This window comes from Lysobacter avium, assembly GCF_015209745.1.
GTDB classification, from domain to species: domain Bacteria; phylum Pseudomonadota; class Gammaproteobacteria; order Xanthomonadales; family Xanthomonadaceae; genus Novilysobacter; species Novilysobacter avium.
Window position 1 is genome coordinate 1,036,807 of sequence record NZ_CP063657.1, and the last position, 13,658, is coordinate 1,050,464.

A 13,658-nucleotide genomic window follows, 5' to 3' on the forward strand; every position below is an offset into this window, starting at 1 on the left:
ATCGCAGTGGCAAGCCACCGCAAACAAAAATGCGCGGGCGCGCCGCGCAAGAGATTTACGTTGTATTTCAATCAGTTAGCCGATTCTAACACGGCGCGGAGATCGGCATAACCCCCGGGCTCTATACGGCGTATCGCTACACTATGCGATTTGCCGCAGGCCTCGTGTCCCGTCCTGCCATCTCGCCTGCACCCGTGAATCCACACGTCTTGAAAAAGTCCGACTTCGACTATCCATTGCCCCCGGAGCTGATCGCGCAGGCGCCGCTGGCGCGGCGATCGGCCAGCCGCCTGCTGCTGGTCCCGACGGCGCCGGCGGCGTTTTCCGACCATGTGTTCAGCGAGCTCCCGGCGCTGCTGCAGCCCGGAGACCTGCTGGTGTTCAACGACACCCGCGTGATCCCGGCCCGCCTGTTCGGCGCCAAGAGCACGGGCGGCCGCGTCGAGATCCTGATCGAGCGGCTGCTGGAGGACGACTGCGCCCGCGCCCAGTTGGGCGTCAGCAAATCCCCGAAGCAGGGCGCACGCATCCAGCTCGACGCAGGCGGTGAGGCCGAGGTCCTCGGCCGGGACGGGGAGTTCTACCGCCTGCAGTTTCATCTTGGCGAGCCGGTGGACGCCTATCTCGAGCGGGTCGGCCGCCTGCCCCTGCCGCCGTACATCCAGCGCGAGCCCGACGCGGAGGATCTGGAGCGCTACCAGACCGTATTCGCGCGCGAGACCGGCGCGGTGGCCGCACCGACGGCCGGGCTGCACTTCGACCCGGCGTTGCTCGAGGCGCTAGCCGCGCGCGGCGTCGAGTTCGGCCACGTCACCCTGCACGTGGGTGCTGGCACCTTCCAGCCGGTCCGCGTCGACGACCTGGCTGACCACGTCATGCATGCCGAGCGGCTGCACGTCGATACAGCGCTGGTCGGGCAGGTCGCCCGGGTGCGGGCAGCAGGTGGCCGCGTGATCGCGGTGGGCACGACGGTGGTGCGCGCACTGGAGACGGCGATGCAGCCGAGCCCGGAGAATCCCGACGGCGAGTTGCGGCCCTATATTGGCGAGAGCCGGCTGTTCATCGTCCCGGGCTACCGGATCCGCGCGGTCGACGCGATGATCACCAATTTCCATCTGCCCGAAAGCACGCTGCTGATGATGGTGTCGGCGTTTGCGGGCCGCGACCGGGTCTTCGCCGCCTATGCGCACGCGGTCGCGGCGCGTTACCGGTTCTTTTCCTACGGCGACGCGATGTTGCTGTTTCCCGATCCTGGAGCAACACGGCAATGAGCCGCATGGCATTTGAACTGCTGGGTACCGACGGCGCCGCGCGTCGCGGGCGTCTCCGTTTCCCGCGCGGCATCGTCGAGACGCCGGCCTTCATGCCGGTGGGCACCTACGGCACGGTGAAAGGCATCTATCCGCAGGCAGTGCGCGAGCTGGGTGCCCAGATGGTGCTGGGCAATACCTTCCATCTGTTTCTGCGCCCGGGCCTGGAGGTGATCGAGGCGCACGGCGGGCTGCACGGCTTCATGCGCTGGGATGGCCCGATCCTGACCGATTCGGGCGGCTTCCAGGTGTTCTCGCTCGCGCACAAGCGCAGGATCACCGAGGCGGGCGTGACCTTCGCCGCGCCGATCGACGGCCGCAAGGTATTCCTCGGTCCCGAGGAGAGCATGCATATCCAGAAGGTGCTCGGCTCGGACGTGGTGATGATCTTCGACGAGTGCACGCCGTACCCGGCAACCGAGGAGGTCGCGCGCACCTCCATGGAGCTCAGCCTGCGCTGGGCGGAGCGCTCGCGCAAGGCGCATGAAGGCAACGACGCCGCGTTGTTCGGCATCGTCCAGGGCGGGGTCCACCACGAGCTGCGCACTCGCTCGGCGGCCGGGCTCACCGGCATTGGCTTTGACGGCTACGCCATTGGCGGGCTCGCGGTGGGCGAGCCGGAAGACGAGCGCAACGCCATGCTGGAGCACACCTGCCCGCAACTGCCGCCTGATCGTCCGCGCTACCTGATGGGCGTCGGCCGGCCGGAGGACCTGGTGGAAGGCGTCGCCCGCGGCATCGACATGTTCGATTGCGTCATGCCGACCCGCAATGCGCGCAACGGCCATTTCTTTACCGCGGCCGGCACGGTGCGCATCCGCAACGCAAAGTATGAGCACGACCTGAGGCCAATCGAGGAGGGCTGTGACTGCACGGCATGCGCCGGTGGATTCAGCCGCAGCTACCTGCGTCATCTCGACCGCTGCAACGAGATGCTCGGACCGATGCTGGGGACCGCGCACAACCTGCGCTACTACCAGCGGCTGATGGCGCAGATGCGCGAGGCGATCGCCGCGGGAACTTTCGCGGCGTTCCGCGAGTCCTTCTACGCGGCGCGCACGCCGTAACGCGGTGCGATCCGCTACCCGCGTCGCCCGCGTGGGCATTCGCAAGCCATGACATAATCTCCGGCTGTTTTTCGTCCTTACGGAATATCAACATGAACCTGCTTGATCTGGTGATCGCTCCCGCCCATGCCCAGGCCGCCGCTGCTCCGGCGGGTGGACTGGGAATGTCCCTGCTGTTCCCGGTCCTGCTGATCGGCGTGATGTACTTCCTGATGATCCGTCCGCAGATGAAGCGCGCGAAGGAGCACAAGGCGATGCTTGGCCAGCTGGCCATGGGTGATGAGGTGCTGACCAACGGCGGCGTTGCTGGCGTGGTCACGGCTCTGGGGGAGAACTTCGTCACCGTGGAGATCGCAGACAACGTCCGCATCCGCGTGCAGCGTGGCTCGATCGCCAACGTGCTGCCCAAGGGCACCTTGAAAGCCGCCTGATCGCGGTCACCACTTTTTTCTAGAAGCAGGGGCGGCCGGACGGCCGCCGCAGGGGTAATCGATGCTCACTTACGCGCGCTGGAAATACGTCGTCCTGGTGCTGGCCATCCTGTTCAGCACGATCTACGCGTTGCCGAACCTGTACCAGAAGGATCCCTCGGTGCAGGTCACCGCCAACCGCGGCGCCCCGATCGACGAGGCGCTGGTCCAGCGCGTGTCCGAAACGCTGCGCAAGTCCGGGATTCCGACCAAGCAGGTCGCCATCGATGGTGACAACCTGCTGGTGCGCCTGACCGGCACGGACGACCAGTCCAAGGCCGCCGACGCGCTGGCGCCGGTGCTGGGCAACGACTACGTCACCGCGCTGAACCTGGCATCGACTGTCCCGCCGTGGCTCGACAATATCGGCGCCCACGGCATGCTGCTCGGCCTTGACCTGCAGGGCGGCGTCCACTTCCTGATGCAGGTCGACCAGAAGGCGGCGCTGGACAAGCACCTGGATGCGATCGTCGAGGACGTGCGCGTGGTCCTGCGCGACGGGCGCGTGCGCTACGAGTCGGTCACCCGGCGCCCGGACAACTCGGTCAACGTGCGCCTTGTGGACGCGGCCGATGCGGCTGCGGCGCGCAAGAAGATCATGGCCAGCCAGCCGGACCTGCGCCTGGACGGCAATGGACAGGTCCTGACCTTGCAGATCCCGGAACCGGAAATGCAGCGGATGATGACCGACGCGCTGAACCAGAACCTGGGTACGCTGCGCAACCGCATCAACGCGCTGGGCGTGGCCGAGCCGCTGATCCAGCGTCAGGGCAACGACCGCATCGTGGTCGAGCTGCCCGGCGTGCAGGACACCGCGCAGGCCAAGCGCGTGATCGGCGCGACCGCGACACTGGAATACCGCGCGGTGGTCGAAGGCGATGCCTACGACGCCGTGGCCACCGGCAACGTGCCGCCGCAGGCCAAGGTCTATTACCGGCGCGAGCTGGGAATCGACGGCAAGCCGGTGCCGATCCTGCTCAACAAGCGGGTGATCGCCTCCGGTGACCAGCTGGTCGGCGCGACCTCGGGCCTGGATCCGCAGTCGGGCACACCGTCGGTCTCGGTCAAGCTGGACAGTTCCGGCGGCCAGCGCATGTTCGACTTCACCAGTGCCAGCGTCGGCAAGCCGATGGCGGTGGTCTACATCGAGCGCATCCCGCAGGTCCGGATGGTCGATGGCAAGGAGATCCGAAGCACCAAGGTCAGCGAGGAGGTCATCTCGGTGGCCAACATCAATGGCGTGTTCGGCAAGGATTTCCAGACCACCGGCCTGGAAAGCATGAAGGAGGCGTCCGACCTGGCGCTGCTGCTGCGCTCAGGCTCGCTGGCCGCGCCGATGGATTTCGTGGAAGAGCGCATCGTCGGCCCCAGCCTGGGCCGCGAGAACATCGAGCGCGGCGTGAAGGCGGTCGTGTTCTCCTTCAGCTTCGTGCTGCTGTTCTTCCTTATCTATTACCGCATGTTCGGCATCATCACCTGCGCGGCGCTGTTGCTGAACATCCTGATGCTGGTGGCGGTAATGTCGCTTTTCGGCTTCACCATGACCTTGCCGGGAATGGCCGGTATCGCGCTGACCGTCGGCCTGTCGGTGGATGCGAACGTGTTGATCAACGAGCGAATACGCGAGGAATTGCGGCTCGGCGTGCCACCCAAGTCGGCCATTGCACTGGGCTACGAGAAGGCCACCAGCACGATCGTGGATGCCAACCTGACCACCTTGCTGGCCGGCGTGGCCATGTTTGCCTTTGGCACCGGCCCGGTGAAGGGATTTGCTGTCGCACTCATCGTGGGCATCATCACCTCGATGTACACCGCGGTTTCCGCCTCGCGCGGGATGGCAACGCTGCTCTACGGCAATCGCCGCAAGCTCAAGTCCATTGCGATCTGACCGCAGGAATCGATGATGAAACCTTTCACCCTTATCCCCAACGTCACCAACATCGACTTCCTGCGCCTTCGTGGGGCGTCGTTCGTGGTCTCCATCCTGCTGCTGGTGGTGTCGGTTGGCGCGATCGCGTTCAACGGGTTCAATTTTGCCCTGGACTTCACCGGCGGCACGGTGACGGAGCTGCGCTTCGAGCAGCCCGTTGACGTCAACGAAGCGCGAAAGCGGCTGGCTGACGCCGGTTACGGCAGTGCCGAGGTGCTGACCTTCGGTTCCGGCAACGACCTGCTGGTACGCCTGCAGTCCGGCGAGGAAGGCGCGGACGGCGATCTGGAAACCAACGACCGCACCGCCAGGCAGATCACCAACGCAGTATCGACGGCCGACAATCCCGGCACGGTGATGCGCAGTGACTTCGTCGGCCCGCAGGTCGGAAAGGAGCTGGCGCTCAACGGCATCTGGGCGTTGATCTTCGTGGTCGTCGGATTCCTGGTCTACATCTCGACCCGGTTCGAGCGGAAGTTCGCCATTGCTGCCGTGCTGACCTCCTTGCAGGACTCGGTGATCGTGGTGGGCTGGTTTGCCCTGAGCGGCCACGAGTTCGACCTCACCGTGCTGGCCGGCATCCTGTCGGTGGTGGGCTTCTCGATCAACGACACGATCGTGGTGTTTGACCGTATCCGCGAGAACTTCCGCACAATGCGCACCACGCCTGGCGCGATCATCAACGCCTCGATCAACCAGACGCTCTCGCGCACGATCATCACCTCGGTGGCCTCGTTCCTGACCGTGTTCGCGCTGTACATGTACGGCGGCGGATCGCTGCAGGGCATGGCGGAGGCGATGATGATCGGCGTGGTGATCGGGACGATGTCCTCGATCTTTGTGGCCTCGCCGCTGTTGACGGTCGGTTTCCTGAAGGTCACCAAGCAGGACCTGATGCCGAAGGCCCGCGACGAAGAGGCCCTGGCCCGCAGGCCGTGAGTCTGTAAACGCCGCAATCAAGAAAGGCCGCGCTGGAATGCGCGGCCTTTTTTGATGGTCCGATTTGTTGGTCCGATGGAGCGGGATGGGTCTGCTCCGCGTTCGCCCGCAAAATCAGTCGAACGTGGCGGCGTAGCCGGTATTGAGGATGCGCTGCTGCAGCAGGCCGGCCACCTTGAGGTTGCCGGCAATCAGCGGCCGGGGATTGATGCCGCGGCTGTCCATCGGGCCCGTGCTGCGATCGCGGAAATCGCTGACCTTGCCGCCGGCCTCGCGCACCATCAGTGCACCGGCGGCGATGTCCCAGGGCTTGATCCCGGCTTCGAAGTAGGCGTCGGCGCGTCCGCAGGCCACGTAGGCCAGATCGAGCGCGGCCGAGCCGGAGATGCGGATGTCCTGGATTTCGGTGAACAGGGTGTCCAGCGTCGTCAGCTGCGCGCTGGCGCGCTTGCGCTCGCGCGGCGGGAAGCCGGTCAACACCATCGCCCCGTCCAGGTCCTTGCGGTCGGCGACGCGGATGCGCTTGTCGTTCAGCGTGGCGCCACTGCCGCGGCTGGCGGTGAACAGCTCGTTGCGCAGCGGATCGAAGATCACCCCGTGCACGGGCTCGCCGTTCTCGACCAGGGCGATGGACACGCAGAAATGGGGGATGCCGCGCAGGTAGTTGCTGGTGCCGTCCAGCGGGTCGATGACCCAGGTCGAGCGCGCCGTGCCGCTCTTGGGCGACAGCAGGCCGCCTTCCTCGCCCAGGATCGCGTAATCGGGCGTGGCGCGGCGGAATTCCTTGATGATCTCCTTCTCGGCCAGCTCATCGACTTCGCTGGCGAAGTCCATCCGGTCCTTCTCCACGACGTTCAGCGCATCCAGCTTGTGCATGTGCCGTAGCAGCACATTGCCGGCGGAGCGGGCGGCCTTGACCATGAGGTTGATGGCGGGTTTCTGCATGGCAAAACGGCCTCGAGCGGGGAGGTGGGGGAGTGGGCGAAGGGAAAGAGCGACCGGCGATGGACGAACATGGTTCGTTGCCGGCCGCGCAGTTTACCATTGCCGCCATGACCGCCGACCATCCGCACTTTCCGCCTGATCCCTCCCTGGCACAGCGCATCCGCATCGTCCTGGTCGGTACCCAGCATCCGGGCAATATCGGCTCTGCGGCTCGGGCAATGAAGACAATGGGACTGGACCGTCTGGTGCTCGTCGCGCCGCAACGCGCGCCCGACGTGGAGTCCTTCGCGCTGGCGGCCGGTGCAAATGATGTGCTGGACGGCGCGGTCATCTACGACACGCTGGCCGAGGCCGTTGCCGATTGCCGGCTGGTGCTGGGGTGCACGGCGCGCAGCCGCCGGATCAGCCTGCAGGAGCTGATGCCCCGAGAGGGTGCCGAGCGGGCGGTTTCGATCGCCGCCGAGGCGGAAGTGGCGCTGGTGTTCGGTCGCGAGCGCACCGGCCTGGAGAACCATGAGCTGCAGCTGTGCCACGCGGCGATCCATATCCCGGCCAATCCGGACTACAGCTCGCTGAACCTGGCGGCCGCGGTGCAGGTCATCAGCTACGAGCTACGGCTTGCGCTGCTGGCGAGCCCTGAGGCCAATTCCCCCACGCCAGCAGTGTCCGCCGAGCGCAATCCGCCCGCCTCGCACGCACAGTTAGAGCACTTCTTCGCCCAACTGGCCGAGACCCTGGATGCGATCGACTTCCACAAGGGCAGGTCGCCAGACTCGGCAATGCGCAAGCTGCGCAGGCTGTTCTTACGCGCCGATCTGGAGGATCGGGAATTGCGCCTTCTGCGTGGAATCCTCGCCGATGCCAGCCGCATGGCAATGTTGGCCGGACAACGCTGATCATGCCCTGTACGCTCATCAGTGGGGCGTGGGGGAGCGAATGCAACTGATTCCAGAGCAGGACGGGCGCGGCCGCATGGCCGCCATCACGCGGCGGTTGGGCCATCTGTTTCTCGCAGCGATTCTGGTCGCTGGCCTCGGTATGCCAACGGCTTGGGCAGGTGACGCCGATATCCTGGTGCTGGGTCGCATCAGCGATGACCCCAGCACCCATTACGAACAGCTCAAACCATTGCTTGATTACGTCGTGCCGCGCATGGCGGAGGTCGGAATCCGCGAAGGTCGCATCCTGATGGCCAAGGATCCCCAGCAGATGGCCAGCTACCTGCGTCGCGAGCGCGTTGACTGGGTCACCGAGACCGCGGGATCGGCGGCGATGCTGGCCGAGCGCGCCGACGCGCGTCCGCTGCTGGTGACCGAGCGCGACGGGGAAAGCCGCTACCACAGCGTTTTTTTCGCCCGCACCGACAGCGGAATCACCGACATCGAGGCGTTGCAGGGCTTGCGCATCGCGTTCCAGCGGTCCACATCGACAAGTGCCTACTTCATCCCCGCCGGTCAATTGCTGCGCAGTGGCGCCGAGCTTGAGATCCTCATGTCTCCACTGGACACCGTCAGTTCCGATGCACTGGCATACCTGTTTGCGCGTTCGGAGCTGAACATCGCGACCTGGGTGCACAAGGGCCTGGTGGACGTCGGGGTGATGAGCAACCTTGACTGGGAGAATCCGCGACGCATGCCTGCGGCCTTCAAGCAGGACATGCGGTTGATCGGTCGCAGTGAAGAGTTCCCGCGTGCGCTGGAACTGGTGCGCAAGGACCTGGATCCCAAGGTGCGCACGCGTCTGCGCGAGGTCCTGCTGTCGGCCGCAGACGATCCGCAGGCATCCGCCGCGCTGCACGAGTTTTTCGGCACCACCCGTTTCCTGCCGGTGGATGAGGAGGCGCGACGGGAGCTCGCGGAGGTGCAGGCGCTGGTTCGCCTGGTCAGGGAAAAGGTTGAATGAAGGCAATCCTTTCCGGTCTTTTCAGCGGATTGCAGGCGCGGGTACTGGCCATGTTGCTGGCCGTGCTGGTGGTGTTTGGGGCTTTGACCGCCCTCATGCTCCACCGTCAGGCGCAGACCCAGCACGAGGTCGAGCGCGTCAGCAACGCTGCGATGCAGGAGGTCGCGGAAGAAAACCTCAAGCAGCGCGGCGAGAACATGGTTGGTCCCCTGGCCGAGCTACTGGTCAACCCGCTTTATTACCACGACCTGGACGGCATGGGCGCGCTGTTGCAGGGAGCCCTGAAGCAGCACTGGATCCGCTACGTCTACGTGTTCGATCCCCAGGGCAACGTGCTGCACGATGGCAGCGAATCCATACCCGGTTACGGGCTCGCGATGGAGGATGCGCTTGCACCGGCTGCCGTCGCGGCGCCCTCGTTGAACACCCAGTTCAGCGACTCGGTCATGGATGTCTCGGCGCCGATCATGATCGGCCGGGAGCGCCTGGGAGGAGTCCGTATCGGATACGACCTCGATGCGATGCGCACGCTGCAGCAGCGCGCTTCGCTCCAACTGGGCACTCGGCTGAAGGCATTGGCAGAGCAACAGTTGCTGTGGATGTTGCTGCTTGGCATCGCATTGATGGCGGTCGGTGGCGCGGTCCTGTGGGCGATCCAGCGCTGGCTGGTACGGCCGATCCGCAGTCTGGCCGACGCCGCCCGCAAGATCGAATCCGGCCACTACGACGTGCTGACCTCCGACAGTGCGCGCAAGGACGAGTTGGGCGAGCTGATCCGCGCCTTCCGCCACATGAGCCAGAGCGTCGCCCGGCACGACCGCGATATCCGCACCATGGCCTACACGGACGCGCTGACCGGACAGGCCAACCGGCTCGCGTTCCGCGAGGCGCTCGATGAGCGACTGACCAGGCTGCGCGGTACCGGCCGCCAGCTGGCGTTGCTGTTCGCCGATATCGACGATTTCAAGCGCGTCAACGACACCCTTGGCCATGACGTCGGCGATGAGGTGCTGCTGGAGGTATCGCGCCGGATTCGCGACGTGGTCCAGCGTCTGGGAGGGCCGGGCGCCATGCTGGCCCGCTTCGGGGGCGACGAGTTCGTGATCCTGGTAGAGGCATCCAGTCCCGGCATGGACGTCCGGGCGACGGCGACCGCGCTCGGCGACGCCCTGGTGGAAGAGCTCGGCGCACCGCTGGAGCTGCGCGAGCGCGAGGTGTTCCTGGGCATATCGATCGGCATCAGCATGTATCCCGATGACGCCGCCACCGCTGCGATGCTGATGAAGAATGGCGACATCGCCATGTACCAGGCCAAGCTGGCCGGCAAGAACTGCGCGCGCTACTACGACAACGTCATGAACCAGGCGGTGGAGCGGCACGTGCGGCTGGAGACGGAATTGCGCGGGGCGTGGGACCGCGGCGAGTTGAGCATGGTGTACCAGCCGGTATTCCGGGTCTCCGATAATGCGGTGGTGGGCGCAGAGGCTTTGCTGCGCTGGCACCATCCCGAGCTTGGGGAAGTGCCGCCGACGGTGTTCATCGATGTTGCCGAGAAGACCGGGCTGATCGAGATGATCGGCCCGAAGGTCATGGTCGCGGCCTGCCGCGATGCGGCGCGCTGGCCGTCAGTGGATGGTGGAGCGCCGCCATTCGTGTCGGTCAACGTCTCGGCCCGCGAGCTGCGCAGCGGCGACCTGCCGCGCAGCGTGGCCAAGAGTCTGGACTACAGCGGTCTGGATCCGGGCCGCCTGCTGGTGGAGTTGACCGAGACGGCCATGATCGGTGATGAAGCCCATGCCGGCAGACTCCTGCAGCAACTGCGGGCAACCGGCGTGCGGGTCTGGCTGGACGACTTCGGCACCGGCTTCTCCGGCCTGAGCCATCTGCGGCGGGTGCCAGTGGATGGGGTCAAGATCGACCGCAGCTTTGTTGCCGACATCCTCCACGATGCCGATGACCTGGCACTTACGACGGCGATCATCGCGATGGCGCGCTCGCTGGGAATCACCGTGATCGCCGAGGGCGTCGAGAACCGCGCGCAATATGAGCTGCTACGCGAGCGTGGCTGCGATCTGGCGCAGGGCTTCAGCCTGGCCTATCCAATGAGCGCCGACGAATTCATTGAGCTTTGCAAGCGGACGAGGACGGATGAGCTTCCGGTTTGAACGCTTCAGCCGTGGATCCACTGCGCGATCATCGTTGCCAGCTGACCCGAGATCAGGCTGAAGAACACCACCGCTGCCGTTCCGGCCAACCAAGCCACGATCATCAGGTAGCCGTCGCGCTCAAGCAGGGCGAGCGCGAACAGCAGGAGCAGCACCCCGAACAGGTAGTTGGTGAACGGGATCGGCAGGCAAAGCAAGCACCCCAGAGCCACCAGCAGCAGGCCGGTGACGAAGTTGGCCAGCCGTCGCTCGAGCATCGCCGGCGCACGCGGCCGGGAGAGACGCTCCAGCCGTTCCAGCCACGGTGCGATGCGGTCACGGAAGCGACCAATGGTTCGCCGTGCGGGTCCGCGGCGGGCGACAAAGCCCGGCAGCCACGGCACCCTCAGTCCGACCATAAGCTGCAGGCCCAGCAGAACCACCAGCAGTCCACTGGCGCCGCCGATCCCGGGTATCGGCAGGAACGACGGCAGGATGGCGATGAATACCAGCATTCCAAACGAGCGCTTGCCGAGCCCGCCAAACATCGTGCCCAGTGGCAGGATTTCTTCCGGATCGCCCACCGTGAACGACTCCAGGAATGCGCGCGTGCCGACGCCGTCCCCGGAAGCCGCAGGACCGCCAGCGTCGCTATCCGCTGGTTTCATCGTTTTCAGGATCCTGCACGGGCTCGCTCTGCAGCAGCAGCTTGTCGATCCGGGGACCGTCCAGGTCGATCACCTCGATCCGCCACCCAGGCCAGGCGAACTGCTCGCCGACGTTGGGAATGCGGCCGAAGTGGGCTATCACCATCCCCGCCGCGGTGTGGAAGTCGTGTTCTTCTTCGCCGGGCACGGAACCGGACACCAGCTCGTGAAGATCCTCCAGATGCAGGCTGCCATCGATCAGCCACGAGCCGTCGGCGCGCTGCACCACCGGTCCGGCGGTCTCGTCGTGATTCTCGCTGCTGCCGTTGCCCATGCCTGCCTGGACGCGCCCGATGACGGCGCCCATCACGTCATTGAGTGTCACCAGTCCGGTGACATCCCCGTACTCGTCCACCACCAGCGCAATTGATTGCTGCTCCTCGCGGAAGATCTCCAGCAGCTTCATCGCGTGGGTCGATTCGGAGACAAACAGCGCCTCGCGCATCTGGCCGAAAAGGTCGATCGGCACCCCGGGCATCAGGCCGCGCAGCAGTGATTTGGCCTCGACCACGCCGATCACGTCCTGGTCGGTGCCGCGCAGCACCGGGAAGCGGGACACCGGCGAGGTGCGCATCGTCTCCAGGTTGTCATCCAGCGGCGCTCCCGCGTCCAGCCAGGTGATCCGGGTGCGTGGGGTCATCAGGCTGTCGGCGGTGCGGTCACCCAGTCCGAGGACCCGATTCATCATCTTGCGCTCGTCGGCATCGATCACGCCCTGCTCGTGGCTCTCGCTGACCAGCAGGCGGATTTCCTCTTCCGTCACGTTCGACGCCTGGGTCTCGTCCAGGCGCATCAGTTTGAGCATGCCCTGGGTACTTACCATCAGCAGCCAGACGGCCGGCGTGGCAATCCAGGACACCCAGTGCATCGGTGCGGCGACAAAGCTGGCGAGCTTCTCCGGCGCAAGCAGGGCCAGCCTTTTTGGCAAAAGCTCGCCCAGGACAATGCTGAGGTAGGTGATCAGCCCTACCGCGATGACCAGGCCGATCGTGCCCGCATAGTCGGCCAGGAACGGCAGTTGCAGCGCCAGCCACGCGCCGATGGCCGAGCCGATCGCCTCGCCACCGAACATGCCGGTGAGAATCGCGATCAGCGTGATTCCGACCTGCACGGTGGAAAGAAAGCGGTCCGGGTGCTCGGCCAGGTCCAGCGCCTTGCGGGCGCGCCGGCTGGTGACCGCCATGTGCCGCAGCCGCGCCTTGCGCGAGGTGACAACCGACATCTCCGACAACGCAAAAAATGCGTTGAACGCGATGAGCACCAGCACGATCCCGAACTTCAGCATGCCGCTGGCCTCGTTTGAGTGGGGCAGCGCACCGCTGGGCCACGGCGGCACGAGGGCGCCGTGGAGCATGTAGACGGAGGTTTTGGATCGTCGCCCATGGAGCGCAGGAGACCGTATTGACGCGTCCAAGCGACGCCGCCGGATTTTAGCAGGTAGGCCATGCCGGCCATGGAACGATCAATGACTGGGCGTGAAGCCGGCGAAACCGTCATAATCGCACCCCCGGGTTGCCGCCCGGAGCGCAACGAAGAAGTCCGGCGCGGTTTTTGCCGGATTTCGGCTCCCTCCACCACGACGCGTTGCCCTACGGCACGACGAGGTATTGCACCGATGTTTTCCCTGCAGACGATGTTCGGCCAAGGCAACCAGTTCTACGACCTGCTCGAGCAATCCGCCGTTGCCGCCCATGACAGCACCAAGGCGCTGCACGAAATGCTCAAGGGGGACCAGCGCGAACCTGCGCTGGATGCGTTCAAGCTGGCCCGTCAGCGCGAGCGCGACGCGTCCGAGAAGATCAGCCAGGAACTGGTGGACAGCTTCATCACGCCGATCGAGCGTGAGGACATCGAAGCGCTCAGCTCGGCCCTGCACAAGATCAACAAGCAGGCGGAGAAGTTTGCCGATCGCTACACGCTGGCGGTGCAGCACCTGGAGCACATCGATTTCGCCCCGCGCGCCGCGATGCTGGAGCAGGCGGCGAGCGTCGTGGTGAAGATGGTCAAGCAGCTGCGCAAGATCAAGCTGGGGCCGATGAAGGCGCTCAATGACGAGCTGCGCTCCATCGAGAACGAAGCCGACCGCCTGATGCTGGAGCTGTACCGCGAGATCTACTCGGGCGACCTGGAACCGTTGCAGATGTTCCTGCTGAAGGAATTCTTCGAGATCCTGGAGAAAGCGATCGACCGCTGCCGCGAGGCCGGCGTGGTGGCGTACGACATCGTCCTGAAGAACTCCTGAGG

At 65.3% G+C, this 13,658-nt stretch carries 12 protein-coding genes; 9 read left to right on the plus strand and 3 right to left on the minus strand.

Translation table 11 applies throughout. The features are described 5' to 3' along the window. Positions 1 to 143: 143 nt before the first annotated feature. The 5 genes from queA to secF all read left to right on the plus strand — a co-directional run bounded on the left by queA (position 144) and on the right by secF (position 5,716). Positions 144 to 1,271: a tRNA preQ1(34) S-adenosylmethionine ribosyltransferase-isomerase QueA gene (gene queA, locus INQ42_RS04765; RefSeq protein ID WP_194035369.1), complete on the plus strand. Its 1,128-nt coding sequence runs from the start codon at positions 144 to 146 to the stop codon at positions 1,269 to 1,271. Further along, complete coding sequence (gene tgt / locus INQ42_RS04770) at positions 1,268 to 2,377, plus strand: tRNA guanosine(34) transglycosylase Tgt (RefSeq protein WP_194035370.1); 1,110 nt, start codon at positions 1,268 to 1,270, stop codon at positions 2,375 to 2,377. Before queA ends, tgt begins: the two co-directional genes overlap by 4 nt. A gap of 92 nt (positions 2,378 to 2,469) precedes the next feature. Beyond that, complete coding sequence (yajC, locus tag INQ42_RS04775) at positions 2,470 to 2,808, plus strand: preprotein translocase subunit YajC (RefSeq protein WP_194035371.1); 339 nt, start codon at positions 2,470 to 2,472, stop codon at positions 2,806 to 2,808. 61 nt (positions 2,809 to 2,869) lie between these two features. After that, positions 2,870 to 4,735 carry a protein translocase subunit SecD gene (gene secD, locus INQ42_RS04780; protein ID WP_194035372.1) on the plus strand — a complete coding sequence of 622 codons (1,866 nt, stop codon included), beginning with the start codon at positions 2,870 to 2,872 and terminating at the stop codon, positions 4,733 to 4,735. A 15-nt stretch (positions 4,736 to 4,750) separates the two neighbouring features. Beyond that, positions 4,751 to 5,716, plus strand: a complete 966-nt coding sequence (gene secF, locus INQ42_RS04785; protein ID WP_194035373.1) for a protein translocase subunit SecF — start codon at positions 4,751 to 4,753, stop codon at positions 5,714 to 5,716. A 114-nt stretch (positions 5,717 to 5,830) separates the two neighbouring features. Here the strand turns inward: secF and INQ42_RS04790 are convergent, their stop codons facing one another. Beyond that, on the minus strand, positions 5,831 to 6,661 hold the full coding sequence (locus tag INQ42_RS04790; protein WP_193986744.1) for an inositol monophosphatase family protein: 831 nt from the start codon (positions 6,659 to 6,661) through the stop codon (positions 5,831 to 5,833). Positions 6,662 to 6,768: 107 nt separating this feature from the next. On the opposite strand from INQ42_RS04790, the gene INQ42_RS04795 reads away from it, so the two are divergent. The 3 genes from INQ42_RS04795 (at position 6,769) to INQ42_RS04805 (ending at position 10,728) form a co-directional block, all read left to right on the plus strand. After that, positions 6,769 to 7,557: an RNA methyltransferase gene (locus tag INQ42_RS04795; protein WP_194035755.1), complete on the plus strand. Its 789-nt coding sequence runs from the start codon at positions 6,769 to 6,771 to the stop codon at positions 7,555 to 7,557. 76 nt (positions 7,558 to 7,633) lie between these two features. After that, positions 7,634 to 8,563 carry a phosphate/phosphite/phosphonate ABC transporter substrate-binding protein gene (locus INQ42_RS04800; protein WP_194035756.1) on the plus strand — a complete coding sequence of 310 codons (930 nt, stop codon included), beginning with the start codon at positions 7,634 to 7,636 and terminating at the stop codon, positions 8,561 to 8,563. Beyond that, positions 8,560 to 10,728, plus strand: coding sequence for a putative bifunctional diguanylate cyclase/phosphodiesterase (locus INQ42_RS04805; protein ID WP_194035374.1), 2,169 nt, complete (start codon positions 8,560 to 8,562; stop codon positions 10,726 to 10,728). Before INQ42_RS04800 ends, INQ42_RS04805 begins: the two co-directional genes overlap by 4 nt. 5 nt (positions 10,729 to 10,733) lie before the next feature. On the opposite strand, the gene INQ42_RS04810 is transcribed toward INQ42_RS04805, so the two are convergent. Together INQ42_RS04810 and INQ42_RS04815 are read right to left on the minus strand one after the other, a co-directional pair. Continuing rightward, on the minus strand, positions 10,734 to 11,375 hold the full coding sequence (locus tag INQ42_RS04810) for an exopolysaccharide biosynthesis protein (RefSeq protein ID WP_194035375.1): 642 nt from the start codon (positions 11,373 to 11,375) through the stop codon (positions 10,734 to 10,736). Continuing rightward, the gene (locus INQ42_RS04815; protein ID WP_194035757.1) at positions 11,359 to 12,699 is read right to left on the minus strand and encodes a hemolysin family protein; all 1,341 of its coding nucleotides are present in this window, start codon (positions 12,697 to 12,699) and stop codon (positions 11,359 to 11,361) included. The genes INQ42_RS04810 and INQ42_RS04815 overlap by 17 nt, the downstream gene beginning before the upstream one ends. A 330-nt stretch (positions 12,700 to 13,029) precedes the next feature. Between INQ42_RS04815 and INQ42_RS04820 the strand changes: the two genes are divergently transcribed. Further along, positions 13,030 to 13,656, plus strand: a complete 627-nt coding sequence (locus tag INQ42_RS04820) for a DUF47 domain-containing protein (RefSeq protein ID WP_043958515.1) — start codon at positions 13,030 to 13,032, stop codon at positions 13,654 to 13,656. The last annotated feature ends 2 nt before the right edge of the window (positions 13,657 to 13,658 follow it).

Coding starts and splice junctions, on each gene's coding strand:
- yajC (WP_194035371.1), top strand. CDS start 2,470: ATGAACCTGCTTGATCTGGTGATCGCTCCCGCCCATGCCCAGGCCGCC.
- secD (WP_194035372.1), top strand. CDS start 2,870: ATGCTCACTTACGCGCGCTGGAAATACGTCGTCCTGGTGCTGGCCATC.
- queA (WP_194035369.1), top strand. CDS start 144: ATGCGATTTGCCGCAGGCCTCGTGTCCCGTCCTGCCATCTCGCCTGCA.
- INQ42_RS04790 (WP_193986744.1), bottom strand. CDS start 6,661: ATGCAGAAACCCGCCATCAACCTCATGGTCAAGGCCGCCCGCTCCGCC.
- INQ42_RS04800 (WP_194035756.1), top strand. CDS start 7,634: ATGGCCGCCATCACGCGGCGGTTGGGCCATCTGTTTCTCGCAGCGATT.
- INQ42_RS04810 (WP_194035375.1), bottom strand. CDS start 11,375: ATGAAACCAGCGGATAGCGACGCTGGCGGTCCTGCGGCTTCCGGGGAC.
- INQ42_RS04815 (WP_194035757.1), bottom strand. CDS start 12,699: ATGCTGAAGTTCGGGATCGTGCTGGTGCTCATCGCGTTCAACGCATTT.
- secF (WP_194035373.1), top strand. CDS start 4,751: ATGAAACCTTTCACCCTTATCCCCAACGTCACCAACATCGACTTCCTG.
- INQ42_RS04820 (WP_043958515.1), top strand. CDS start 13,030: ATGTTTTCCCTGCAGACGATGTTCGGCCAAGGCAACCAGTTCTACGAC.
- INQ42_RS04795 (WP_194035755.1), top strand. CDS start 6,769: ATGACCGCCGACCATCCGCACTTTCCGCCTGATCCCTCCCTGGCACAG.
- INQ42_RS04805 (WP_194035374.1), top strand. CDS start 8,560: ATGAAGGCAATCCTTTCCGGTCTTTTCAGCGGATTGCAGGCGCGGGTA.
- tgt (WP_194035370.1), top strand. CDS start 1,268: ATGAGCCGCATGGCATTTGAACTGCTGGGTACCGACGGCGCCGCGCGT.